19 protein-coding genes are annotated in these 26,027 nt (G+C 60.7%); 7 read left to right on the forward strand and 12 right to left on the reverse strand.

The window, feature by feature from the left end:
* Positions 1-193 precede the first annotated feature (193 nt).
* The 4 genes from V3C33_18800 to V3C33_18815 all read right to left on the reverse strand — a co-directional run bounded on the left by V3C33_18800 (position 194) and on the right by V3C33_18815 (position 4,832).
* The gene (locus V3C33_18800) at positions 194-1,663 is read right to left on the reverse strand and encodes a glycosyltransferase 87 family protein (GenBank protein XAS67449.1); all 1,470 of its coding nucleotides are present in this window, start codon (positions 1,661-1,663) and stop codon (positions 194-196) included.
* Between the two features lie 252 nt (positions 1,664-1,915).
* Positions 1,916-2,134: a hypothetical protein gene (locus tag V3C33_18805; GenBank protein ID XAS67450.1), complete on the reverse strand. Its 219-nt coding sequence runs from the start codon at positions 2,132-2,134 to the stop codon at positions 1,916-1,918.
* 592 nt (positions 2,135-2,726) lie between these two features.
* Positions 2,727-3,311: a histidine phosphatase family protein gene (locus V3C33_18810; GenBank protein XAS67451.1), complete on the reverse strand. Its 585-nt coding sequence runs from the start codon at positions 3,309-3,311 to the stop codon at positions 2,727-2,729.
* Entirely contained in the window at positions 3,312-4,832 is a 1,521-nt protein-coding gene (locus V3C33_18815) for a CCA tRNA nucleotidyltransferase (GenBank protein XAS67452.1), read from the reverse strand. It lies immediately after the preceding gene.
* A 159-nt stretch (positions 4,833-4,991) separates the two neighbouring features.
* Here V3C33_18815 and V3C33_18820 point away from each other — a divergent pair, with 159 nt between their 5' ends.
* The 5 genes from V3C33_18820 (at position 4,992) to trxA (ending at position 11,167) form a co-directional block, all read left to right on the forward strand.
* Positions 4,992-5,540: an NUDIX hydrolase gene (locus V3C33_18820; GenBank protein XAS67453.1), complete on the forward strand. Its 549-nt coding sequence runs from the start codon at positions 4,992-4,994 to the stop codon at positions 5,538-5,540.
* 70 nt (positions 5,541-5,610) lie between these two features.
* Entirely contained in the window at positions 5,611-7,713 is a 2,103-nt protein-coding gene (gene murJ, locus V3C33_18825) for a murein biosynthesis integral membrane protein MurJ (protein ID XAS67454.1), read from the forward strand.
* Positions 7,714-7,885: 172 nt separating this feature from the next.
* Entirely contained in the window at positions 7,886-9,577 is a 1,692-nt protein-coding gene (locus V3C33_18830; GenBank protein ID XAS67455.1) for an ABC transporter substrate-binding protein, read from the forward strand.
* A 270-nt stretch (positions 9,578-9,847) separates the two neighbouring features.
* Positions 9,848-10,804: a thioredoxin-disulfide reductase gene (gene trxB / locus V3C33_18835; protein XAS67456.1), complete on the forward strand. Its 957-nt coding sequence runs from the start codon at positions 9,848-9,850 to the stop codon at positions 10,802-10,804.
* Between the two features lie 36 nt (positions 10,805-10,840).
* On the forward strand, positions 10,841-11,167 hold the full coding sequence (gene trxA, locus V3C33_18840; GenBank protein XAS67457.1) for a thioredoxin: 327 nt from the start codon (positions 10,841-10,843) through the stop codon (positions 11,165-11,167).
* A gap of 5,653 nt (positions 11,168-16,820) precedes the next feature.
* Here trxA and V3C33_18845 read toward each other — a convergent pair.
* The 8 genes from V3C33_18845 to rpmH all read right to left on the reverse strand — a co-directional run bounded on the left by V3C33_18845 (position 16,821) and on the right by rpmH (position 22,457).
* Positions 16,821-18,023 carry a ParB/RepB/Spo0J family partition protein gene (locus tag V3C33_18845; GenBank protein XAS67458.1) on the reverse strand — a complete coding sequence of 401 codons (1,203 nt, stop codon included), beginning with the start codon at positions 18,021-18,023 and terminating at the stop codon, positions 16,821-16,823.
* A 67-nt stretch (positions 18,024-18,090) separates the two neighbouring features.
* Positions 18,091-19,152 (reverse strand): ParA family protein, encoded by a 1,062-nt coding sequence (locus tag V3C33_18850; protein ID XAS67459.1) that lies wholly within the window; start codon positions 19,150-19,152, stop codon positions 18,091-18,093.
* An 86-nt stretch (positions 19,153-19,238) separates the two neighbouring features.
* Positions 19,239-19,889 carry a 16S rRNA (guanine(527)-N(7))-methyltransferase RsmG gene (gene rsmG / locus V3C33_18855; protein ID XAS67460.1) on the reverse strand — a complete coding sequence of 217 codons (651 nt, stop codon included), beginning with the start codon at positions 19,887-19,889 and terminating at the stop codon, positions 19,239-19,241.
* A 21-nt stretch (positions 19,890-19,910) separates the two neighbouring features.
* A complete protein-coding gene (locus tag V3C33_18860; protein ID XAS67461.1) occupies positions 19,911-20,477 on the reverse strand; it encodes a R3H domain-containing nucleic acid-binding protein in 567 nt (188 codons plus the stop codon).
* On the reverse strand, positions 20,477-21,463 hold the full coding sequence (gene yidC / locus V3C33_18865) for a membrane protein insertase YidC (GenBank protein XAS67462.1): 987 nt from the start codon (positions 21,461-21,463) through the stop codon (positions 20,477-20,479). The genes V3C33_18860 and yidC overlap by 1 nt, the downstream gene beginning before the upstream one ends.
* Positions 21,464-21,479: 16 nt before the next feature.
* Positions 21,480-21,875, reverse strand: a complete 396-nt coding sequence (gene yidD / locus V3C33_18870; GenBank protein ID XAS67463.1) for a membrane protein insertion efficiency factor YidD — start codon at positions 21,873-21,875, stop codon at positions 21,480-21,482.
* Positions 21,868-22,278 (reverse strand): ribonuclease P protein component, encoded by a 411-nt coding sequence (rnpA, locus tag V3C33_18875; GenBank protein ID XAS69797.1) that lies wholly within the window; start codon positions 22,276-22,278, stop codon positions 21,868-21,870. Before rnpA ends, yidD begins: the two co-directional genes overlap by 8 nt.
* A 41-nt stretch (positions 22,279-22,319) precedes the next feature.
* Entirely contained in the window at positions 22,320-22,457 is a 138-nt protein-coding gene (gene rpmH / locus V3C33_18880) for a 50S ribosomal protein L34 (GenBank protein ID XAS67464.1), read from the reverse strand.
* Positions 22,458-22,924: 467 nt separating this feature from the next.
* Here rpmH and dnaA point away from each other — a divergent pair, with 467 nt between their 5' ends.
* Positions 22,925-24,346 carry a chromosomal replication initiator protein DnaA gene (gene dnaA, locus V3C33_18885; GenBank protein XAS67465.1) on the forward strand — a complete coding sequence of 474 codons (1,422 nt, stop codon included), beginning with the start codon at positions 22,925-22,927 and terminating at the stop codon, positions 24,344-24,346.
* Positions 24,347-24,887: 541 nt separating this feature from the next.
* The gene (gene dnaN / locus V3C33_18890) at positions 24,888-26,012 is read left to right on the forward strand and encodes a DNA polymerase III subunit beta (protein XAS67466.1); all 1,125 of its coding nucleotides are present in this window, start codon (positions 24,888-24,890) and stop codon (positions 26,010-26,012) included.
* Positions 26,013-26,027 lie beyond the last annotated feature (15 nt).

Below are 26,027 nucleotides of genomic sequence, written 5' to 3' on the forward strand. Positions count from 1 at the left end.
CGTGCGAAGCGTCTGGGTCAGGACCTTGGGGTGATCACCTGCACAAGACTCCCGTAGCTTGGAGAACCGCACCTGGCCGTCTGACAGCGCCGTGTTCACGGACATCGCAAAGAACCACGACGCCGTCGTGCTGGCCACGGTTCCCAGCCGGACGGGCGGCGACCACGCCGTTGGGGAGCCGGCGACGGCGGCGTCAGGCGTCGCTGTTGACCCGCCGCCAGGGCAGCGTGGATTCCGCGGGCCGGAACAGATCAATCCGGAGCCAGTCAGGTGCCCCGTCAAAGGGGCCGCCATGGGGGTCGTCCATGCCGTGGCGGCGGATGACATCGTAGCCGGGATCCCCAATGTCCCAGACAACACGCATCATCAAATATGCCGTCACCAGCATATGAGAGGCCACTGCCAGGACGTAGTAGGGCATGTCGATGTTGTGCTGGGATTCCCCGCCGCTAGTGACCTGCCCCAGGTACATCCAGATCGCGGCCCAGTGAAGGCCCTCTACGGCCTGCCAGATCAGGAAGTCCCGCCACCGCGGCCGGGCGAGGGCCAAAAGCGGAATCAGCCAGATGACAAACTGCGGTGAGTACACCTTGTTGGTGAGAATGAACGCCGCCACAATCAGAAAGGCCAGTTGCGCGAGCCGCGGCCGGCGGGCAGCAGTCAGCGCCACCACTGCGATCAGAACGCAGGCCAGCAGCAACAGATTGAGGGCAAGCGTGTTGATGGCTTCTGCCTCCAGGGGTTTCAGCCCCAGCCGTCCGGCCACCAGATTGTAGGCAAACCAGGGGGAGCTGTAACCGGCGGGGCGCTCCTCCGTGAACTGGTAGAAGTACTTCCAGCCGGACGGGTTCATGGCAGCGATGGGCAGGTTCACCGCAAGCCAGGCGGCCAAGGCACAACCCGCCGTTATCAGAAAGGCCCTGATCCGGCCGGTGCGCAGAGCAAGAAGGAGGATCGCCCCGAAGATCAGCACCGGGTAGAGCTTGGTTGCGGTCCCCAGGCCGATCATGATCCCTGCCGGGACCGGCCGTTCGCGCGCGAAGAAGTACATCCCCAGCGCCAACAGGCCTACGGCCCACATGTCCCAATTGATGACCCCGGCCAGTACGATGCCGGGGGCAAGGGCCACCATGGCTGCGTCCCAGGGCCGGCGGCGGGTCATGCGCGCCGTGGCGAGCACCGTGACGATCCAGACCGCAGCAATGAGGGTGGCGTTGACATCGAAGTAGCCCAAAATGCGGGCGTCGGTCACGCCCTTCCCGGGCACCAGCAGCGCAGTGGCTCCAGCGATGAGGCCCATCAGCACGGGGTATTCGAAGAAGCTGCCCTGGCTGAAGAACGGGAAGGTTCCATCGCCCAGCCCGCGGTTCCGGAAGAGCTCCGGGAAGTCCGAGTAGCAAGTGGAGTAGAACTGGCCGGGCGTCGCCCAGCCGTTGACCCTGCAGTAGTCCTTGACCAGGATTCCGGCAAGGGCGGCCAGCACCGTGAGGATGATCAGGACGCGTTCCACCGTGAAGACTCCGGGGGAGACGATGCCTGGGGCCGAGCGGTGCCCCATAGGACCGCCGATCAGCTCGGTGAAGTTCCTGAGCAGAAGGTCGCTCCGGCTCGGAACGACCAGACGCGCTCGTCTGCGGTGCGCCGGCGGCTTTGTCTCCTGCATGCACTCGAGCTTACCGGCGCGCTGCACGCCTTCCGTGAAGGACGACGGCGGAGGCAACTTCTTGGGGGAGCCCCCCGTCCGGTCGGGGCGCGCCATGCGCAACAAACCGACGCATCCGCCGTTAAAAGGGGGAGCCCACGCGTCGCCACGTGGGCTCCTTGCGGAACAGTTCCGATGTGAGCCATCAGATCCTCCTTGGATGAGCATGTTCCGTTCTTCCGGCTGGGAAGTCTGGAACGAAGGACTGAGTGCTTAGCGGATGCCGCCCATCTGCTGGTGCATCTGGACGTAGACGTCGTCACGGCCCTGGTCCAGCAGCCGGCCGTTGAACTCACGCCGGTCATTCCGGCCGGGCTCCGGGCTGGAGAACAGTAGTCCCTGCAGCTTCTTGATCATGTTGGTTACCTCCCTTCGGTGCCTGGTTGATGGGTTGGCTGGCTCGGAACGGGCGGCGGTACTTGCAGTGGTCACGATGGATCCTTTGATTGGTACTGAAATGGAAACGGAATTGGGCATGACAATTAAGGCCATTTGAATTCATGAGAAAACAGCCTGAAATTGGCAAAGAAATGCCCGGTACTTATAAATGAATTTCGCAAAGGCGAAAGATGGCCCCTGAAAGCAGTAGCGCCGCAACCCCAACAAGAAGCTGGGTTCCGAACTATGGGGTGGTGCGCAACCGCGTGGTTCCGCTGAACAGACTGCTGTCGAGAGGGATCTCCCAACAGAAGGGGGATCAGTAACTTTCTATCGCTCCACCTGCGCCGCGGTATTCAGCAGCGGCCAGGAGCAAAAGAGTCTAGGAGACAGTCAGTCCGTGCTTTGGGCGCGGGACAGCAACAGGGGCCGGGGACGCAGTGATGGTCATCTTCCATCCGCTAGTCAAAGTAATCATTTTCCCAACCTCCTTTTCTGTTCTGCCGCTGCACCAGCTGACTGGCCGGACAACGTGCGCCGTGACCCTGGCAAGACGCTCTGGGGTCATAAATAAAATTACACTATGAATGAACGAGTTGACCACTCAATTCACAAAGATTTCCAAAGAAACTTTATAGAGCTTTCTTTATAGGCCCCAGCGGACAATGGCCGGAGTCTTTTTGTCCCACCCGAGAGTACAGACCTTCGCCGTTCCGAGCACAAAGTGGCGGCCCTCTTCTGGTGCAAGCTCCAGCCAGCGCGCAGTGAGGATCCGGGAGAAATGTCCGTGGGCCACCACCAGCACGTTGTCCAGCCCTGACTCCAGCACCCGGGCCACAATCTTGTCCGCACGGGCAGCGACGTCGTTCAGGGCTTCCCCGTTGGGCACACCGTGCGTCCAGATCAGGTAGTCAGGGTTGTCCTTCCGGATGAGGTCCGAGCTGATGCCTTCATAGTCCCCGTAGTTCCATTCGACTGCCAGCGGCTCGTGTTCGGCGTCGGGGAATCCCGCCAGCTCCGCCGTCCTGCGGGCCCGGCGCAGCGGCGATGTGAGCACCAGATCAAAGTCCACCCCGTCCAGGACTTTGCGCGCCTCGACGGACTGCTGCTCGCCTTCCACCGTCAGCGGGAGATCGGTGAGGCCGGTGTATTGCCCGCTCTTGGACCACTCGGTTTCACCGTGGCGGAGGATCCAGAGCTGGGGACGGGCGTTCGTGACTGGTGCGTTCACTTAGGACTCCTGATTTGCTGAAGGCTGGGTACGGGAAAGTTCGACGTCGGCAGGAGACTTTGCAGCCTCCGGAACCGGCGGCGCGGATTCGGGCTGTTGTCCCCACCAATCGTGCAGCCTGGATTCGGCCACGGCAGGGTCCAGCGGGCCGTGTTCCATGCGCTCTTCGAGCAGGAACTTGTAGGCACGCCCAACAACCGGTCCTGGTTTGAGCCCAAGCAGAGCCATGATCTGTGCGCCGTCCAGGTCTGGACGGACAGCTTCCAGGGACTCCTGTTCGCGCAGGGCCACAATCCGGGTCTCAAGGTCGTCGTACGCAAAGGAAAGCCGCTCCGCCTTGCGCTGGTTGCGGGTGGTGACGTCGGAACGTGTCAGCCGGTGCAGGCGTTCCAGCAAGGGGCCGGCGTCGGTGACATAGCGGCGGACAGCCGAATCGCTCCAGCCCGCCTCGCCGTAGCCGTAGAAGCGCATGTGCAGTTCCACCAGGCGGGCAACTGCCTTGATGGTGTCGTTATCGAAGCGGAGTGTCTTCATCCGCTTGGCGGTCAGTTTGGAGCCCACCATGTCGTGGTGCCGGAAGCTCACCGCGCCGCCCGGTTCAAAACGGCGCGTAGCCGGCTTGCCGACGTCGTGCATCAACGCGGCGAACCGCAGCACAAAATCGGGGCCCGGCACCGGGCCGTCCGCCGGAGATTCCAGAGACACAGCCTGCTCCAGCACCTGCAGCGAGTGCTGGTAAACGTCCTTATGGCGATGGTGTTCGTCCGATTCCAGGCGGAGCGCGGACACTTCCGGCAGCACAAACTCGGCCAGGCCGGTGTCCACCAGCAGGTCCACGCCCGCGCGGGGGTGGGTGCCACAGATCAGCTTGACCAGTTCCTCGCGCACGCGCTCGGAGGAAATAATGGTGATCCGCTCGGCCATCCGGGTCATGGCAAGCCGCACGTCATCATGGACGGAAACGCCCAGCTGGGACGCGAACCGGGCGGCACGCATCATGCGCAGCGGATCGTCAGAGAAGGATGATTCCGGAGCACCCGGGGTGGCCAGTACGGACGCATGCAGATCGCGGACGCCGCCGAACGGGTCAACAAGCTCCAGCGACGGCAGCCGCAGCGCCATGGCGTTGATGGTGAAGTCACGGCGCAGCAGGTCGTCCGTAAGGGAGGACCCGAAAGCCACCACAGGCTTGCGGGACTCGGGATCGTAGGCCTCGGCGCGGTACGTGGTGATCTCGATCTGGAAGCCGAACTTGCGCATGCCGATGGTTCCGAAGGCGCGGCCGATCTCCCAGTAGTTGTCCGCCCACTTTCTGATCAGGGCAACCGTCTGGTCCGGTGTGGCGTCAGTGGTGAAGTCCAGGTCAGGGGAGGTGCGTCCCAGGAACAGGTCACGGACCGGACCGCCCACCAGCGACAGTTCATGGCCGGCCTCAACAAAGCGCTGCCCGAGCTCCAGGACCACCGGGTCCACCTGGAAATCGACGGTGTGGAGATCTGTCTTGTGATGTGCGTGCGCCATAGTTGCTTAAGCTTGTCAGAAAATGCTCCCCAACCACACCAAAACGGCCCGATCCCGGCACGATTGCGCCGTGATCCTGGCAAAGTGCGTCACACGCCGTCCACCCGGCAGTCATGTTCCGGTCATTACCACGGGGCAAGAGTAGCTAGAGTGGACTTCATGGCCCATCCCGTACCGAGCGCTCCCGGCAGGAGGACAAACGCACCGTTGCCGTCGGCAATCGGTAGCCATGTCGCGCCCGCCCAGCATTCGGCTCCGGCGTCCCTGCCCACGGTCGAGGAAATCTCCGCCGGCGGCGTCGTGGTGGACACATCCAGCGACGAACTGAAGGTTGCCATTATCGCCCGCCTTAATAGGGGCGGACGTCTGGAGTGGTGCCTGCCGAAGGGCCACCCGGAAGGCAAAGAGAACAACGAGGAAGCGGCTGTCCGCGAAATCGCTGAGGAAACCGGTATTGACGGCCTCATCCTGGCGCCGCTGGGCAGCATCGACTACTGGTTTACGGTCAGCGGACACCGCGTGCACAAGACCGTGCACCACTATCTCCTGAGGGCCACCGGCGGTGAGCTGACCATCGAGAACGATCCCGATCAGGAGGCCGTGGACGTGGCCTGGGTGCCCATCCACGAGCTGGCCCGGAAGCTGTCCTTCCCCAATGAGCGCCGCATCGCGGATCTGGCCAGGGAAGTCCTGCCCGAACACCTCTGAGACGCGTGTAACTCATTCCATGGCCTGCGGATCACACCATTAACCGCGCCCGGGTGAGACGATGAAGTCAATGTCAGCAACCAACTCTCCTCCTGAAAAGTCAGCGAAGCCAGGCCCAAGCGGCCCAAGCGGCCCAGCCGGCTCAGCCGGCTCAGGAGCAGCCCGGCCCGGAGAAACGCGTTCCAGCGCCATCATGGCCGCCGGAACCCTGGTTTCACGTTTCCTGGGCTTCGGCAAGACTTGGATGCTGGGCCAGGCCCTCGGCCTGGGCTCCACCGTCAACGACACGTTCATCAATGCCAACAACCTGCCCAACCTGATCTTCCTGCTGGTGGCAGGCGGTGTCTTCAACGCCGTCCTGGTTCCCCAGATCATCAAGGCCAGCAAGGCGCCGGACAGGGGAGCGGACTACATCAGCAGGCTGCTGACGCTGGCCATCGTCGTGCTGCTGACGCTGACCTTGCTGGTGACCCTGCTGGCACCGTGGGTCATTGAACTGACCACGCAGGGCTACTCGCCGCAGCAGAAGTCACTGGCCGTCTCCTTCGCGTTCTGGTGCCTCCCGCAGATCTTCTTCTACGGCCTATATGCCCTGCTGACCCAGGTCCTGAACGCCAACGGCGCCTTCGGCCCGGCCATGTGGGCGCCGATCATGAACAACATCGTCGCCATCGCCGGGCTCGGCATGTTCATCGGCATCATGGGCGCCAACGTCGACAACCCCCACACGCTCGATAACTGGGGTTCCTTCCAGACCTTCCTCGTGGCCGGGTTCTCGACCATCGGCGTCATCGCCCAGACCGCCATCCTCCTGATCCCGGTGTTCCGGCTCCGGCTGGGCATCCGGCCGCGCTTCGGCTGGCGCGGCGTGGGGCTGGGCCAGGCGGCGAGGCTGAGCGTCTGGACGCTGGCTACCGCCGCCGTCGGGCAGCTCGCGTTCCTGTACGTCATGCGCATCGCCACCATCCCGGGCGCCGAACGCCTCCGCCTGGAACACGCCGGTGACCCCGCGGCGGACACGCTGCCCGGTAACGCCGTCTTGGAAGTCGCCAGCCAGCTGTACCTGCTGCCGCACTCCATCATTGCCCTGTCGCTGGCCACGGTGCTGTTCAACCGGATGACCCGGGCGTCCCAGGACGGGAACCATAACGAACTGCGGAATGCGCTTTCGCACGGACTGAGGACCATGGCGGTGGCCACCGTCTTCGGGGCGCTAGCACTGTTCGCATTGGCCGGTCCGCTGGGCATGTTCTTCTCCGGCGGAGAAAAACAGGACGGCGTCATGCTGGCCCAGACACTGACGATCCTTGCCCTCAGCACGCCCTTCATGAGCGCCAACTTCATGATGTCGCGGGTGTTCTACGCCAACGAGGATGCACGGACGCCGTTCTACATCCAGCTCGTCCTGGCCCTGGTCAACGTGGTGGCTGCGTTCTCCATCCAGTTCCTCCCGTTCGCGCAGATCATTTTCGCCATCGCCACCCTATATACGGCCGGGAACATCCTGTCCGTGGTGGTCAGTGTCTTCTTCCTGCGCCGCCTGCTGGGGCACCTTGACGGCCCCCGCATCGCCAACTCCTATATCCGGATGGGTTACGCGGCCCTTGGCTCGGCCGTGGCCGGCGCGGCGGCCCTGTGGATGCTGGGCAGCTACAACCCGGATGGCTTCGCCTGGAGCAGCCGGCCGGCCGCCCTGGTGACTGTCGCCGTCGTCGGGCCCGCCATGCTGGCGGTTTACCTCTTCCTCCTGAAGACTTTCCGTGTCACGGAGCTGCGGGATCTGTTGCGCCCGCTGCTCGGACGGCTGGGGCGGGGCCCCGCCGCTGCAGACGATTCCGCTGAGGCACCGGGTCACGCCGCCAGCTCACCGGAGAGTGAACGCCCGACGCCGGAACGCGCCACGGTCTCGGTGGACACCGGCCTGATCCCCAGGATTTCAGGCGAGTTCGACGCCACATCGTTCCGTGCCGGACCGGCACCGGAACCCCGCCCGGGCCACAACGCGTCCACATCGCCCGGCCCCGAGGGCGGCTACCTGCCGTCCGAGGACCGTGCCAACACTGCCCGCGGCAGCCTGGTGCGGGAGGAGATTCCGTTGCCTGGCCGCAGAACCTTCCAGGGCACCGCGGGCCACAACCCGTACTTCAGGCTCCGTCGCTCGAAGAAAAAGTGATTTCGGCCCGGTTTCAGAGTGCCGGGCTCACACGGCCGTTGCACACCATCGGCTAGGATCGAAAATGAACAAGGGTAGTTGCAGGCCAGGGGTCGGCCGGTTCGCCGGAGGACTGCTGACCGGCGATGGCATCATCTACGCCGGCAATTCCCGGACAGTCTAGGAGGAACACGTGTCCCACCCGATCGATGTTGGATCAGTACTCGGTGGCCGCTACAAGGTCACCGCCACCGTATTGACCTCACATGACCAGGATCTGGTGCTGGATGGTGTTGACCAGGTCCTGAACCGACCGGTCAGCATTCTGGTTGCCGGCCCGGACAACACTGAACAGGTGGCGCAGAGCGCCCGTGAAGTTGCCACCGGGGAACGCCCCGGGAACGTCCAGATTCTGGATCTCGGCGTCAGCGAAGCCACCACCTACCTCATCACCAACCACAGCTCCGCGGCGGATCTTCTGGATCTTGTGGTGGCCTCCAACCCTCCCTATGTGGAGCCGTTCTTCACGGATACGCTGGGCAGCGAGATCTTCGGTCAGGCCCGCTCCCATGAACCGGAAACGTACGACGACGACGAAGAAGTTGATGCCGGCTACATCAACTACGGTGACAATCATCAAAGCCAGGCGAAGCCGCACCCGTCAGGGATCCGGGAGCCCTCCGCTGCCGCTCGCGCGGCCAGCCCGGATGCCGGACAACCTTCCGCCCAGCCAGCCCGTAGGGCTCCCGTGGTGCCGCCCCGCCCGCCGGCAGGCCCCGCTCCGCTTGCCGCTGGCGCAGGCGCTGCAGCTGCCGGAGCAGGTGCAGGTGCAGGTGCAGGTGCAGGTGCAGGTGCAGGTGCTGCCGGATTGTCTGGCGACACTGCCGCCGCAGCCACGAGCGCAGTGCCGTGGTCTTCTCCGCCGTCAACCGCACCGCAGCCGGTTCAAAGCGAAAATGTTGAGCAGGCGTTGCTTCGGCGCGGAGAAACCAAGCCCAGCGACGTCCAGTCTGCGGCTCCCGCAAGTGACGGCGACGCCGGGGCCGAGCCCCCCAAGGTTTCGTTGTGGTCTGATGAGGACTACGGCTACTCCGAGGATGATCAGCAGGACCAGTACGTCGCGGTCCCCGGGCACGCTGACGCCGCAACAGGCCGTCCCGCCGGAAACTTCCCGTCGGTCGCACGGTCCACTGCGGCCCCGGCCGCCAGCGATTACTACGACGACGACGAGCCCGAAAAGGAGCCACGCTCCATGCGCTGGCTGGTTGGCGGACTTCTGGCAGCGGTGTTGATCGCAGGGTTGGTATTTGCGGTTTCCAATCTGGGCAGTCTGTTTAAGTCTGAGCCCCAGGCTGTTCCTTCCACGGGCTCCACCCCACCTTCGCAGCCCACCACAGGCACGCCTTCGCAAGCCCAGAGTTCAGCACCGGCGGCCGCTGCGCCGTCGATCGAAGGCGTCAGCCGGCTTGGGAATTTTGATTTTGCAGCCACCTACGACGACGATCTCACCAAGGCGTTCGACGGCAACGCTGCGAGCTACTGGTCCGACATGGAGTTTGCCACCGAGGACTGGGGCGGTCTGGCCGGTGACGGGGTTCCCCTGGCAATCAAGCTGAAGAACCCCTCGAAGGTGTCCTCAATTGCCCTCAGCCAGCTGGGCGCCTCTGGTGGAAGCATCAGTGTTTTCACCAATGACCAACCGTCATTGGATGGCGCCAAGCAGGTCGGCACCAACAGCTTTACCTCAACTGACCTCACCATGCCGCTGGCCGAACCCGTCACGGCGCAATACGTGATTGTTTCCATCAAGACCCTTCCCAAACTGGCTGCACCCAAGACCCGCTTCGGCTACGGTCTGCGGCTTGCTGAAATCAAGATCCAGTAACTGCCTCGTCCAGTCAGGTCCGGTAACAGCGGGCACGCGCGGTAACAGGCACGGCGGGTAGGGCAAAAGGAACGACCGGTAACAGGAACGGTCACAGGCGCCACAAGACGGTAATCTGATGGGACGTCTTGTGATGATGTCCACCTGCCGCCCCGTAGTTCCTCCTCCGGTATCCACGGCGCCCGGAATATTCAGCATCAAGAATCAGTTGTGCCATGTGGCCGGCCTTGAAAGGCGGGCGCATCGACTAAGGAAGAGGTTCACCGTTCAGTGAGCAACGCAGAAAACAGCGCGTCTGAAGTACGTGATGTCATCATCGTGGGCTCCGGCCCGGCTGGCTACACGGCTGCCGTCTATACGGCACGTGCCAATCTGAAGCCTCTGCTTCTGGCTGGCTCCGTCACGGCCGGTGGCGAACTGATGAACACCACTGACGTCGAGAACTACCCCGGTTTCCCTGAAGGCATCATGGGGCCCGACCTCATGGAAAACTTCGAGAAGCAGGCGGCGAGGTTCGGCACTGAGATCCAGTTTGAGGATGTCACGGCTTTGGATCTCGACGGCGGTATCAAGACCGTCACAATCGCTACGGGAGAGACATTCCAGGCCCGGGCCATCATTCTGTCCACTGGTTCGGCGTACCGCGAGCTGGGGCTCCCCAACGAAAAGCGCCTCTCAGGCCACGGTGTGAGCTGGTGTGCAACCTGCGACGGTTTCTTTTTCAAAGATCAGGACATCGCCGTTATCGGTGGTGGAGACTCCGCCATGGAGGAGGCCCTGTTCCTCACCAAGTTCGCGAAGTCGGTCACAGTGGTGCACCGCCGCGACACACTCAAGGCCTCCAAGATCATGGCCGACCGCGCCCAGGCACACGAAAAGATCAACTTTGTGTGGAACACTGCCGTTGACGATGTCATGGGTGCGGACAAGGTCACCGGGCTGAAGATCAAGAACCTGGTAAATGGAACCGAGTCCGAACTCGCCGTTACGGGCGTCTTTGTGGCCATCGGTAACGATCCCCGTACCGAGCTCATCAAGGACACCCTTGAACTGACGGCGGCGGGCACCATTGCGGTCGAGGGTCGCAGCTCCAAGACCAGCGTCCCGGGCGTGTTCGCTGCAGGCGACGTCGTAGATCCCACCTACCGTCAGGCCATCACCGCTTCCGGTTCCGGCTGTGTTGCCGCCATCGATGTAGAGCACTATCTTGCAGACCACCACGCGTAGTCCGCGTAGCAACCATTCGAAGAGAGAGACAAGGTTATGAGCAACGCAAAAGACGTAACAGACGCAAGTTTCAGTACGGACGTACTGGCCGCCGACAAGCCGGTAATCGTTGACTTCTGGGCCGAATGGTGCGGACCCTGCCGCAAGCTTGGCCCCATCCTGGATGAGATTTCGGTCGAGTACAGCGACAAGATAAGCGTCGTCAAGGTTAATGTTGACGACAACCCCGCCATCGCGGCTGAATACGGCATCACCTCCATTCCTGCCGTTTACCTTTTCCAGGGTGGCGAGGTGAAGAGCACTGTAATTGGCGCCAAGCCGAAGCAGTTCTTTGAGAAGGAATTTGCGAACGTACTTTCCTAGGGACGCACTGTTCCAGAAGTACTGTTCCACGGATGCGGTGTTCCAGATCGGACTTTCTGATCTGCGGATCTCCAGCGGGGCAGCAGTGGCCATCACTTTTCGGAGTGGTGGCCACTTTTTTGCGTCTCGAGGGCAATTGTTCGGCGCCGCGTTTCCTCGATTCATACACTTACTGCAGTGAATGTGTTTCGGTTGAAAATAGTCTGCTTTTTCCGTGGTTCCTATCCGGTCAGTTCCAAGTATTTCTCCCGACCTGGGGTAGGGGGAAAGTTCGCAGACGCCAGCCCAAGTGGCCCCAAAACTTCGCATCAGCCGCGGTGAGTGTTTCACGTGAAACATCGGCTATCGCGACGTTAACCCAGAGCCTGAACCGGCCCGCCGCACTTCCAATGTCAGAGTCTCCTGCGTGGCGATTCTTGATCTGACGGCTCAGTTTCCGAATCGGAGTGCAACAACTTAAGAGTCCATGTGGAACCGTAGCGGGATCTGCACGGAACTCCGATGTCGCCCCGAACACAACCGTCGCGCCCCCCGGCACGGCAGCGTCTCTGAAAAGCGGCGGGTCGGTAATCTGATGATTCTGATCCCTGATGGCTCGATGGCTCGATGGCTCGATGATCATGAAAAATGAGCCGCCGGAGCAATGGTTTCACGTGAAACCGTTCCTTCTCTGTTTCACGACAACGACAAAAAGACGCCACGGCCGGCGCTTTGGCGCAATCTGGGCACTTTCTGGTTCAAATTGAAGGTGGTTGGCAGCGTCATCTCCGTGGAGAATCGGGGAAGAAGGACTGTGCAGTCGTAGTCGAAGATTCCCCACCATCGCCAGGATCCTCCAACCGCAGCAGCGCATATCGCCTAGCAATATCTACAACCCTTGAACGGTTGTCCCCGGCCGATCATCCACGACCATGCGTCGTTCATTCGCGTGCTTCGTAGGGCAACCGAATCTATCCCGTCAGCGAAGGAGCGGGTTTGTTAATGGCCACACGTGGCTTGGGGACAGGTGGCTGGGAACAGGTGGCTGGGGGACACATGGAGATATCATGAGCCCGCGCTGATCAGGTGGTAACCGGCCAGGTTCCGGCAGTGGCAGTGTTCCCAATGGACGCGTGGATGTAGATCTTGTTTCACGTGAAACATGGTGGACAACGCTAGAACACTCCCAAACCGTCCACAGATCGATCCGTTTGAGCGTAGGAGTTGCATTGCTGCCGGTGACCGATCCTGGGCCCTCAATTCCCGAATCGGACGGTTCTGTTTCACGTGAAACATGGCCGAAGATCCACACCGTGCAGCATTCAATGCGGAAATTACACGCGTGAAATTTGCCTTGATCTCCCGCCGACCCCTGGTTTGATGGCATCCCAGCGGTGCCAGGGCCTCCCATTTTTTACGTAAAGCAGTGCAAATTTTTACGTAAAGCAGTTCAAAACGGTCTCAGGTCGCCCCTTGGGTCGCGGGTCACCGCTTGGACAGGAATTTCCTGCCCTTCGCGTGAACTCCTTCTTGTCAGTCAATACAGATGCGTCGGCCTCGCGTCTCCCGGCCAGTGCCGGGAACCCATACTTGCTGCGCACACGCTCGATGCCGGCAGTCGGTTGTGAAAGCGCTAACAAACCGGCAGAGTTTCAGGCTATACAGGCTGGAATGTGTCCACACCACACCGATGGCATGTAAGCAGAGCAGTGTCGGATGATGCACGAACCTCTGCGCGTACGCACAGTAAGCAGGCAAGGACCAACGACAGTGCCGCGTTGCCTGCCCTCTCTGAATCTTCCCCTTCCGACGACGGGCCGAGGGATGCTCTGAGCCCTCTTACCTCGGACGGATTGACTACGCGTCCAGGCACGCTGACCGCTCGCAGGCGCCCTGGAGCGCTCCTGGGACTGCCACTCTATGCCGACCTCAGTTCCGCCGTGAGGTGTGCGGCACACAGCGAGGAGCCCCCCGCACGCGGCACGCCCGTGGGGCCCGAGAGACCAGATCGAAACTCGCCGACGGGCAGCGTCACGGACGCGCCATCACGGACGTTGGGCAATCCGCCATGGATACAGTGTCGTTCTCGACACCGGAGCTCCGCCCAATGCAGGCATGTGCACTGGTTGCTCATCACGGCCACAGCGGCATCGGCTCGCTTGTTTGCACTTGCTGTTTGTTGTTGCGCGTACGGGTAGGTGGCCCTGGTCCATCCTCATCGCGAGCGGGTCATTGCCAGGCCCGCAACCCACCATCCAGTCCTCCAGATGCACCGCCCGCTCCAGGAGCCGAAGTCTCAGCGCGGCCAGATTCAGCGCAACCAGACTCGGAGCAGCCAGACTCAGAGCAGCCAGACTCAGCGCGGCCAGATTCAGCGCAGTGATCTTCACGGGGCTGCTTCGTAGATCGAGCACAGCTCCAAGGCGCGGTGTGACCCACCGCAGTCAGCCCAGCAGGGATCAGGCGAGCAAGCCTCTGTCAGGGCTGGTTTGGCCTCACGCTCGTCAGTTCTTCTGTCGCCTCAACTTCGCTGTCGCCACAGAGCGCTGGCCGGGGGACGAGGCGTCCCAGTGACGGTGTACGGCCTCTGGCCAAGTCATATCGATCACGGTCCATTTCCCCCGGGGACACGAGCCCCTGTCTACCTGGTCCCGGGTCAGCCCAGGCTTTCCCGAGATGACGAGCCAGGGCACGCCATCGGGGACGGCAGGTCGCTAAGATGAATCCCCTTCAGCCGATGACAGGCTTCGAGCACTCACTTGAACAGATTCCCAAGGAGCGCAACAGCCAGAATCCGGGCGGAGGAATTTTGGGATCCAGCGAGGACAACGCTCTGGTTCAAGCCCAATGACGGCTCGCGGAAGTCCGGGCATTGATGGGGGCGGAATTTGGTGCCGGAGATCGAAGACCAGATTTCGTCTGGCGACACCGGACGAATGACCGATGCCATCACCGGACACCGTCCTCCGTTCACCGACGCGATCCAGGCTACTCATTTTCGACGGTCGGCGCCGGGGCGCCAGAGTCCGTTGATTCCCGTGCCAGGAGGGGTTTTCCCCAATAGTTATTCACAGCGTTATCCACAGGCGAGATCGGCAATGGAACGACACCATCAATGTTGCTGTGAGTGTATGGAAAGCTTCAGAGCTGGATTTCCAAACCCACCGGCTGAGAATTGCGAGTCTGCAGAACTTCGAAGCCATGAGCTCGAAGTACGATCAGATCGGCCCAGCGAGTTGATTTACCGCGGTTTTCGGCGGATATGGCAAGGTAGATCACGGCTGAGTTATGTTTCACGTGAAACACGCAGAGGCGTTTCTATGTACCGGACCAAAACTTGACGAATCGTGAAGCTTGATTCGTGCGGTGCGCGAACGACTTCCCTGTCAGATCTCTGCATCTGTCCACAAAGTTATCCACAGCGATATCCACCTAAGCCGGCGCGCAAAACTCACGACTGGATGACCAGCCTGAGGTCCAAAAGTAGTGAGCCGAGAAGCCATCAGGTCGCATTGCCGCTAGCCGGCTGGCGGAGCCGCAGGCGGCCAACACAGTTGGCGTCTCCAGTCCGCTGTCTTACTATCAGTCTCGTGGCCGGATGTCCGCACTGTCTCTAGCATGTCTCGCTCGCGCTTGGTGTCGCTGGGCGGGGATCCCTACGCGGCAGGGTGATTTCAGGCCAGTGGCCGCGAGTTGGGTCCACGCTAGTACAGCCTGATGACAACCGGCCGGCCACGAAACGCGGGACTCGCGTTCACGGGCATCTCGAAACCACGGACTCGCAAGGCTTGCGGATACCGATGTCGCCCCCTATCAAGTGGCCGTAGCGGACTGGGTGCCCGAATATCCCATTCCTCAGCACGCGGTCCAGATAGCAGTACCAACCACGGGCAATGGCACATCTGACCATAACCGGTTCAGAAAAAACGGCGTCCTCACTTCGATGGAAGCCCAGGAATAGGGAAGCGAAGGAACCTGAGGAACCTTAGCGCCACGACCACTTGTCCATCCCACCACGGCGCCGCGCCTCATGGGCTGCGCAGACCCCGATTCGCCCACACAATTTGCGGGCGATCTCAATCAGGTCATCACCCGGTGTCGGCACGGACCCACTCGCCCAAGAGTCAGGCTCGGACATCCGCCCAGCCGTCGCGGGAGGCATGGCATCGCCAGCTCAACACGCTGCAAGGTCCTGATAGACCCCGTATTCGTGAGGTGATGATTGGTTCGAGTTCCAAGGCCGGAAGTGCTTGTAGTGCGCGCCAGCTATGTGGGCGTGGACGGAACTATCCTGCCCTGGAGCAGTTAATGTCTTCCCGTTCGGGCCGAACAAGGTATGCGTGTGACGGCTCGGAGCCGCCTACGGTACGTCAATGAACTGCACGCGGTTCTCACGTGACACGACCGCGCTTAGGGTCCTGAGAGTCCAGGACGGTCCCACGGCGGCACCCATCGTGTGCGGCTGGTTCCGAAAGGGATCATGTCGCCTCCATGGGTGCTGGCGGCCGCGCAGCAGTGCTGACTTCGGGGAAGACCGGGGAACCCTGGGGATACAACGGAGATATCCCCGATGTTTCACGTGAAACACAAATATCTGGCAACCCGGGCCGACAATTCGATTGCTGCCGCTCCGTAGCCAGCATGGAAGACACCTACAGCCCGTATGGGACGGAGAGTCGCGTAGGAGACTGTCAGCTCCTAAGCCGGGCAGCGACACCCGTCCATCCCCGGCGGATCCACCGGGCATTCCCTCGGGCACCGTTGTGGCAACGCCACCAGATCGCACTCGATCCTTCGATACAACGATCCTTGGCGCAATTGCGCACGCCTTCAGGGATGAACTCGGGCACCGGGCACCGGGCACTGTAGACAACCGCAACGTTCAGAACACTCCGCACACCCAATGGATATGACAGAGCACGCACTTAGGACAGAAATGTTTCACGTGAAACGGCGATACACCTCCAGGTGAGGTACATGGTTGCTGGATCCACCCCCTGAATTCTTCCGCTTCCCTGTACTTGACCGCCAAATCTTCTCCGTGCATCAGCCACGCGCGGAACACTGTGCCGCAACGTTGCACAACACGGCCAGTTTGAGCGTCCACGAGAGAGCGCCCACCGGCGGCCACTAGGATCTCGTGGAAGTCGAGCCATATTGCCACAAGCGGTGCCCGCGGGTGGCCAGGCCCAACGGACCGGTTTGCTCCGTCATGACACGGGAAGTTGGCTTCGGCCACTCCACACTGGCTCCGATGGCAACGCATTTGCGCAGGTCGACCCCAGGAACGATGAGGACGCTCCTCGCAGCAACCCCCTGATCAATGGAAGCAAGGGATCGCAGCGTCTGGGCCAGTTGGATCGGCACTATTGCCTCGCTTGACGGAACGTACACCGGAACGGATTAAGGGATAGCTCGAACGGCGTTGATGGCGCGAACACCCGGCAATTTCTCAGCGAGGTGCCACTGCTCACTCAGGCCATCAGATCCTACCCATTTAGGGGGCTCACTCGTGGCGCTAGTGGGCACATCCCGTGACCACCAACAGGTCAGCTAGCCACTTGCGACACTCACCGGTGCCTCAAGGCCATCCATTCTTCCGAACAAACCCGGGGTCTCAACCAACAAAAAGGCCCTGTTTCACGTGAAACAGGGCCTAAATGACGAGGACTGTCTAGGTCTCCGCACCCGGAGCAAGAACTTCCATGATTCGGTTCAGGTCTTCAACACTCGCAAATTCGATGCTGACGCGACCCTTCCGCGCTCCCAGGGAGATCTTCACGTTCGTGTCCAGTCGGTCCGACAGTGAAGATGCCAAATAGTCCAGACGCTCGTGTCGGGCACCGGGCCGCGGGACGTTGTTTTTGGCCGGCACCACCGGGTCCTGGTACAGCGTCACAGCCTCTTCGGTAGCCCGCACCGACATGCCTTCAGAAACGATCTTCTGCGCCATGCGTTCCATTGCAGCAGCATCGGGGAGTGCAAGAAGAGCACGGGCATGGCCAGCCGATATAACACTCGCGGCAACACGGCGCTGAACCAGCGGCGGAAGCTTCAATAGGCGGAGCGTGTTGGACACCTGCGGACGCGAGCGACCGATGCGATCAGCGAGCTGTTCGTGAGTAGTCCCGAAGTCTTCCAGCAGCTGCTGGTAAGCGGCCGCCTCTTCCAGGGGATTGAGCTGGCTGCGGTGAAGGTTTTCCAGCAGCGCATCACGGAGGAGATCGTCATCGGTGGTGTCACGCACAATCGCAGGGATCGTGGACAGCCCAGCAGCCTGTACTGCACGCCAGCGGCGTTCACCCATGACCAGCTCATAGGGTTCGCCACCTTCTTCAGTTGAAGTACGGACAACAATTGGCTGGAGAACGCCAATTTCCCTGACCGAGTGGACCAACTCGGCCATGTCATCTTCATCGAAGACCGAACGTGGCTGTTTGCGGTTGGGATGGATATCAGTGACCGGGATTTCAGCGAATCGCACACCGGGAACTTCCACCAGTTCCACTTCGGTTGGCACATCAGCAACGTCTGCCACGGCCGGCTTCCGGGCGGGCGCTTTAGCAGCCGTCTTCACCGGGGTCTTCACCGGGACCTTAGCGGGAGTGGCCCTATTCTTACCGGAACCGTCCACGGTTGCCACTTCAGGGGTTGCCACTTCAGGGGTTGCCATTTCGGGTGTTTCCGACACGACAGCTTCAGCGGTCACCGCATCTGCAGCAGCGCTTTCGGCGGAGGCTGTCTTTTTCCGGCCCTCGGGGAAGAAGAGATCCACGGGGCGTGACGGTGCCGTCCCGTTACCCGAAGCGTTGGCAGGGGCGGAACTTGGAATGAGTGCGCCAAGACCGCGGCCGAGGCCGCGTCGCTTTTCGCTCATGGATAAATCCCTCCATCGGAAGAGCCCTGCATCGCCGGGCTCCAGTTATTGCACTACTTGAAAGATACTAACGTTCAGCGATTTCCGCTGCGGCTTCCAGATACGAAAGAGCTCCGCTGGAGGACGGATCGTATGTCATAACGGTTTGCTGGTAGCTGGGAGCTTCCGAGATACGCACCGAGCGGGGCACCACTGCGCCCAGAACCTGCTGGGGGAAATGCTGGCGGACCTCCGCGGCCACCTGGGCAGCCAGGTTAGTCCGGCCGTCGTACATGGTCAGGAGAATAGTGGACACCACCAGATCCGCATTCAGGTGCTTCTGGATCATCTCGATGTTCTTGAGCAGCTGACTTAGCCCCTCCAGCGCGTAGTACTCGCACTGGATGGGAATGAGGACTTCACCTGCGGCACAGAAGGCATTAACGGTCAGCAGGCCCAAGCTTGGCGGGCAGTCAATGAAGATGAAATCGAGACGATCCTCACCGTTCTTTTCCCTGGTCTTCGCGTAGACATCGATCGCCCGCCGGAGACGCTGCTCGCGCGCCACCAGGGATACCAGCTCAATCTCTGCCCCGGCGAGATGGATCGTGGCGGGCGCGCAGATCAGGTTGCTGATGTCCGGGCACGGGGCCACAACATCCGCAAGGGGCAAGTCGTTAATCAGGACGTCGTAAATGCTGTCGACTTCTGCGTGGTGCTCGATGCCAAGTGCTGTGGAAGCATTGCCCTGGGGATCGATGTCGATGACCAATACCTTGAGGCCGGCTGCCGCCAAAGCAGCGGCGATGTTGACGGTCGTGGTGGTTTTGCCTACTCCACCTTTTTGGTTTGAAACAGTGAAGACCCGGGTCTTTTCCGGCTTGGGCAATTCACGTCCAAGGAGCCGCTCGCGGCGCCTGTTTTCGTGCGCCAACTCACGGGCGATCGGGCTTGAATCGTCCATAGTGTCCAGGACATTACCGGATAGCGGGGTTTCACGTGAAACAGTAGACAGATATACGCTGTCTACAACCGAATTCATGTGATTTGAGCTTCGTTCCGGAGCCAAGAATGGCGCAGCAACTGCTCGTGCTGACCCCAAGGACACAAACGGGGGTATCCGTCGTGTGGAGGCTTCGCTACTGGTCACTGGGACACACTCACTCTCGTTCGGCTTTTGCTGCCGTTCTCTAGCCTAACCGCTTCCCCTTAAAGACCAAGGACACCGGGCCTCAGCTATGCAATCTTTTGGGACTTATTCACTACTATGCGAACCACCGTGGTGGGTTCTTCCAGCAGGTCCTCTCCAACCGTCACGACGGACGTCTGCACGCCACCGAGCTTCCGGATTACCTTGGCAGCCTTTTCGATTTCCTCACCGGCGCTACGTCCCTTAATGGCGACTACTTGGCCTTTTCCGGCGAGCAGCGGAATGGTCAGACCGGCCAGATTGGTCAAAGCAGACACCGCACGCGCCGTCACCACGTCTGCATCTACCAGTCCGACAGCGAGCTCCGCACGGGAGCGCATGACTGTGACATTTTCCAAGCCCAAGTCATCCACAACCTCCTGGAGCCAGATTACCCGGCGCTCGAGCGGTTCGATGAGCGTCAGCTCAAGATCGGGCCGCGCAATCGCCAGGCACAGACCCGGCAACCCGGCCCCGCTGCCGACGTCGGCAACACGGCTACCGTGCGCAATCTCAGTTTCAATGACGGCACAGTTGAGGACATGCCGGCTCCACAGCCGCGGAATCTCACGCGGGCCGATGAGCCCGCGCTCGATCCCCGATGTGGCCAGGTGCTCTACGTAACGCTTGGCCAGATCCAGGCGTGCACCGAAAATCTTCTCTGCTGCCAACAGTTCAGCGGCGGTAATTTCAACCATGATTAGCTCAGTCAGCAATTCTTATTCGGCGGAAACGACGATGTGGCGTCCGGCGCCTTCACCCTCGGACTCGCTGACGAGACCCAGATCGGCCACGGCGTCGTGGACAATTTTGCGCTCGTAGGCGCTCATCGGTTCCAGGGCCACAGCCTTACCTGATTCCTTGACCGAAGCTGCGGCATCCTCTGCAATCTTCTGTAGGTGGCCGGAGCGCTCCTGGCGGTATCCGTTGATGTCCAGCACCAGGCGGGAACGGTTTTCCGTGGCGGAGAGCACAGCCAGCCGGGTGAGTTCCTGGAGTGCTTCCAGGACTTCGCCGTCCTGGCCGACGAGGTTTTCCAGGCTCGATGACTCTTCCTCGGCAACGATGGAAATATAGGTGCGTCCGTTACGGACCTCGATGTCGATGTCCCCGTCTATGTCTGCAATGTCCAGCAGCTCCTCGAGGTAATCGGCGGCAACGTCGCCTTCTTCTTCCAGACGGCTCGCGGAAGAACCTTTTTCGGAAGTACCGGTGTCGGTAGCGGAATCGTCCTGGTCGTCAGTGACCTCGGCGGAAAGGGCGTGTTCGGAGCTTTCGACAGACATTACTTCTTCTTCCTGTTCTTACGTTGTGGCTGAATACGCTGGCTCCTGGCCTCCGCCACCGCGGCGGCAGCAGCAGCAGCGGCTGCTTCTGCCTCGGCGTCGACCTTCTTGCCACCCAGAATGGGGAGGGCCGGCAGGCCCTTCGCGGCACGACGCTCGGCAAGGGCCTTCGCAGCGGGGGATCCCGGCGTCGGCATCCGGCGGATGACGAAGAACTGCTGCGCCATGGTCCAGAGGTTGGTGGTGGTCCAGTAGATGAGGACACCGATGGGGAAGTTAATGCCACCCACACCAAAGACCACGGGCAGGATGTAGAGCATCATCTTCTGCTGGCGCATAAAGGGGCTGGCCATGGCCTCTTCGGACATGTTTTTGGCCATGATCTGCTTCTGGGTGATGAACTGTGAGGCCGTCATGGCCAGGATCATCACGATCGAGAGGATCCACACGACAACCTCATTGCCGCCGGCACCCCCGTGGAGCAGAGAGGCAGACAGCGGGGCACCGAAGATGCTCGACTCATCGAACTGCTTCACTTGGTCCACGCTCATGGCACCGATGCCCTTGCTGCCCTGTTTGGCCGTGCTGATGCCGGACAGCACCTGGAAGAGGGCAAAGAAGAACGGCATCTGGATCAGCATGGGCAGGCAGGCCGAGAACGGATTGGTGCCGTGCTTCTTGTACAGGGCCATCTGTTCCTGCGCCATGGCCTGGCGGGAGAGCTGATCGGTCTTGCCCTTGTACTTGTCCTGCATTTTTTTCAGATCGGGCTGGAGAAGCTGCATCCCGCGCTGGGCTTTGATCTGCTTGACAAACACGGGGATCAGGGCGGCACGGATCACCAGCACGAGGCCAATGATGGACAGTGTCCAGGTCCAGCCGTTGGCAGCCGGCAAACCGATGAAGCTCAGTCCGTCATGGAAGCCCACCATGATGGCGGACACCAGCCACTTGAAAGGAAACATGATTGTTTCAAAGAAGTCCATACGATATCCCTATTCGTCAGGCCGCAGAGCGGCCTTCTCCATCAGACCGAGCAGCCAGATAAATATCCGGATTGTTCATCACAACAATTGTGGGGGTGCGGTTTTCAGGCCACTCCCGGTGTCCGCCGGGGACGTGGTCCACACCACCGGCATTCCATGGGTGGCAGCGCAACAGGCGCCTGGCCGCCAACCGGCTTCCCTTCACAGCACCGTGGACGGTGATTGCTTCGAGGGCGTAGGCCGAGCAAGTGGGAAAGAACCGGCAGACCTGGCCGTACAACGGTGAGATCACCTTGCGGTAGGCCAGCAGCAACAGAACGAGTGTGTTGCGCGGCAGATTCCAGATCACCCTGCCCAGCGTCAGGGCTGCGGGTCCAAGGTAGCGGACGACGGCGGCAGTCAGGTTAAGCACGCTGCGTCCCTTCCTGTGTTGTTCCATTTGAGCCTTGTGAAGCAGCCCGAGGAAGGCGGCTGCCCAGCCGGTTCATGTTTATTACCAGAGCGGCGTTGTAGTCTGCCAGCAGTTGGTCCCAGCTGGCAGATGCGGATGCGGGCAACGCCCGCACCACAATAGCGAACCCGGTACCGTACTCGTTCAACGAGGCGGCACCGACTTCCCTCAGTCTCCTCTTAACGAGGTTCCTGGCCACGGCGTTCCCAACACTCTTGGAAACGATGAACCCGATCCGGCTGGGTTCATCAGCAGCGATAGCTGCCGTATATAAGACTACGTTCCGGCGTCCATTGCGGACACCGGAACGTACAGTCTTTGAAAAATCGGTTGCAGTCCTCAGACGGTTGCGGGTGGCTAGCACCTTCAAACTCGCAAAGAAAAGATGACCGACGAGTCAGTTATTTAGGCCGACAGTTCGATGCGGCCCTTGCCACGACGGGCTGCCAGGATGGCACGGCCGGCACGGGTACGCATACGAAGGCGGAAGCCGTGCTTCTTGGCTCGACGGCGGTTATTCGGCTGAAAAGTCCGCTTGCTCACGTTAGTTACTCCAGTGGATCAAAGGTGCGCCCACCCGATCAAAAAGGGGAAGAACTGGTCGACGCTAAGTTTGTATATGCACGCTTCCCTCAGGCTGTTCAGACGCAGTGCGTCTCAGAGATTCAGATGAGGTCAAAAAGCGTACACAAAGGACTTCACAACGTTAGGGCCGAACACACCCCTGAGTCAAACCGGGGCAACCCCGGCCGCCATTCGCAGCCTGTGGTTAACTCACCCCTCAAGCCTGTGGATGAAGTGGGTCACAGGCCCTGTTTTGGAACCACAACAGTGTAATTATCCACAAGCTACTTCCCAGCTGTCTTCTGGCCTTTTCATCCCCTAGAGTGGCTCAGTAGCCGATTATCCACGGACTGTGCATAACCCTGTGGATGAAGCCGGGCCAGCCCCCTGGTTTCGGGCTTGTGGCTGCAGGTAATGCAGGCAAGCAAGTGTTGAGGAACTGATTGATGACAGTAGACGAAGCCAACCACGCAAATACTGTCGGAAGTTCCTGGCGGCAGGTTGTCAGCCTTCTGGAGCAGGACGACCGTGTTTCACCACGGCAGCGCGGCTTCGTTATCCTCGCCCAGGCGCAGGGACTCATCGGTTCCACCCTCCTGGTGGCCGTACCCAATGAACTTACCCGCGAGGTCCTTCAGACGCAGGTCAAGGATGCGCTCGATGATGCGCTCCGCAATGTCTTTTCAGACGACATCCGCTGCGCCATCGATGTAGACACCGATCTGGTGCCCATCCACGAAGAGCCGGAACCCGCCGTCGAACAGTCCTTCACATCCGATCAGCTGATCGAACAGAAGCCTCAGCCCATGCTGCCGAGCACTTCGCATGAATTCGGCCGTCTCAATCCAAAGTACGTTTTCGACACTTTCGTGATCGGTTCCTCCAACCGCTTTGCCCATGCAGCGGCCGTTGCCGTGGCTGAGGCACCGGCGAAGGCCTACAACCCGCTGTTCATCTACGGCGATTCCGGCCTCGGCAAGACCCACCTGCTGCACGCGATCGGCCACTATGCCCGCCGCCTCTACAGCGGCATCCGTGTCCGCTACGTGAATTCCGAGGAGTTCACCAATGACTTCATCAACTCCATCCGCGATGACGAGGGTGCCAGCTTCAAGACCACCTACCGCAACGTGGACGTGCTGCTGATTGATGACATCCAGTTCCTGGCCGGCAAGGACCGGACGATGGAAGAGTTCTTCCACACCTTCAACTCGCTGCACAACAACAACAAGCAGGTTGTTATCACCTCCGACCTGCCGCCCAAGCAGCTGGCGGGCTTTGAGGACCGGATGAAGTCCCGCTTCGAGTGGGGCCTCCTGACGGATATCCAGCCGCCGGAACTCGAAACCCGGATCGCCATCCTCCGGAAGAAGGCTCTCAACGAAGGTCTTTCAGCACCGGACGATGCCCTGGAATACATCGCCTCCAAGATTTCCAGCAACATCCGCGAGCTCGAAGGCGCACTGATCCGCGTCACAGCCTTCGCCAGCCTGAACCGGCAGCCGGTGGATGTGGCCCTCGCCGAAATGGTGCTGAAGGACCTCATCACCGACGACGGCGCCCAGGAAATCACGTCCAGCCAGATCCTCACGCAGACGGCCGAGTACTTCAAGCTCAGCATGGAAGAACTCTGCAGCAAGTCCCGGACCCGCACCCTGGTGACTGCCCGGCAGATTGCCATGTACCTGTGCCGTGAGCTGACTGACATGTCCCTTCCGAAAATCGGCCAGGAGCTCGGCGGACGCGATCACACCACGGTGATCCACGCAGACCGCAAGATCCGCGAACTGATGGCCGAGCGCCGTGTGATCTACAACCAGGTCACGGAACTCACCAACCGGATCAAGCAGCAGCAGCGCAATTCCTGAGCGACTCCGCTCGGCACTTCCTTACCTTATTAACAGGCACGTGTGGATAACCCTGTGGATAGTTAAGGGGACAACTGCACTTAATGGGCTTAAAACCCTTAAGGCATCTGTGGATGAGCCAGACGAGCGAAAATGTTATCCCCATCCACAGCCTGTTTAAAACCTGCTCCGCCCACAAACCATGAACAGGCCTTAACCGCGGAATCCTGCGGCGAGGGAGGGTTATCCACAGTTTCCACAGCAGTTATTAACACTACTAATCCCAAATAATTGATTTTCCCTCAAACAACATTTTCCTTCCCCGTCCGAACAGAGCCCAGGCCACCGGCCTGAACGGCGGGGAGGTTTCCCGGGGATGGGAGAAAATCACATCTTGCGGCTAAGCTGTCACAAGTGCGTCCATCCCGGACACCGACTTGTCATTCACGTCAGTGACCACGGCACTTGCGGGATGAATGCACTTCCGTTTTTGATGGAGTTCCACAGCGTTCTATGAGGTTTCAGCGATGACAGCAGCAGCAATGAAAGGCGGCACCCTTCCGTGAAGTTCAGAGTCGAACGGGACGTCCTGGCAGAAGCCGTCACCTGGACAGCCCGGTCGTTGTCTCCGCGACCGCCCGTACCGGTCCTTTCAGGTCTGCTCCTCAAAGCCGAAGCCGGCACCGTCAGCCTTTCGAGCTTTGACTACGAGACCTCGGCACGGCTCGAGATCCCTGCCGACATCACCGATGAAGGCACCATTCTGGTTTCCGGACGGCTCCTTGCAGATATTTGCCGCAGCCTGCCGTCCGCACCCGTGGATGTCGAGACGGACGGCAACAAGGTAACCCTCACGTGCCGCCGCAGCAGTTTCCACCTGGCCACCATGCCCGAAGCTGAGTACCCGCCACTGCCGGCATTGCCCACCATCAGCGGCACCGTTCCGGGCGACGCTTTTGCGCAGGCTGTTTCCCAGGTGATCATTGCCGCAAGCAAGGATGACACCCTTCCCATCCTGACCGGCGTCAGGATGGAGATCGAAGACGATCTCATCACTCTGCTGGCTACAGACCGCTACCGGCTGGCCATGCGCGAAGTTCCCTGGAAGCCCGTCACTCCGGGTATTTCCACCAGTGCGCTGGTGAAGGCAAAAACCCTTAACGAGGTTGCCAAGACTCTGGGTAACAGCGGTGATATCAACCTGGCGATTGCCGACGACGACAGCCGGCTTATCGGATTTGAGAGCGGCGGGCGCACCACCACGTCCCTGTTGGTGGACGGCGATTACCCCAAGATCCGTTCGCTCTTCCCGGACTCCACCCCGATCCATGCCACTGTGCAAACCCAGGAACTCGTGGAAGCGGTCCGCCGCGTATCCCTCGTTGCCGAGCGGAATACCCCGGTGCGGCTTGCCTTCACTGAAGGTCAGCTCCACCTGGATGCCGGTACAGGCGAGGATGCCCAGGCTTCCGAGGAACTCGAAGCCCAACTTTCCGGCGAGGAAATCACCGTGGCGTTCAACCCGCACTACCTGGTGGAGGGCCTGAGCGTGATCGAGACCAAGTACGTCCGGTTCTCCTTCACCACAGCACCCAAGCCGGCGATGATCACCGCCCAGGTGGATGCGGACGGCGAGGACCAAGGCGACTATCGCTACCTGGTTATGCCGGTGCGCCTGCCCAACTAGTAAACAACCCCAGCG

The organism is Micrococcaceae bacterium Sec5.7, assembly GCA_039636785.1.
Lineage (GTDB): Bacteria > Actinomycetota > Actinomycetes > Actinomycetales > Micrococcaceae > Arthrobacter.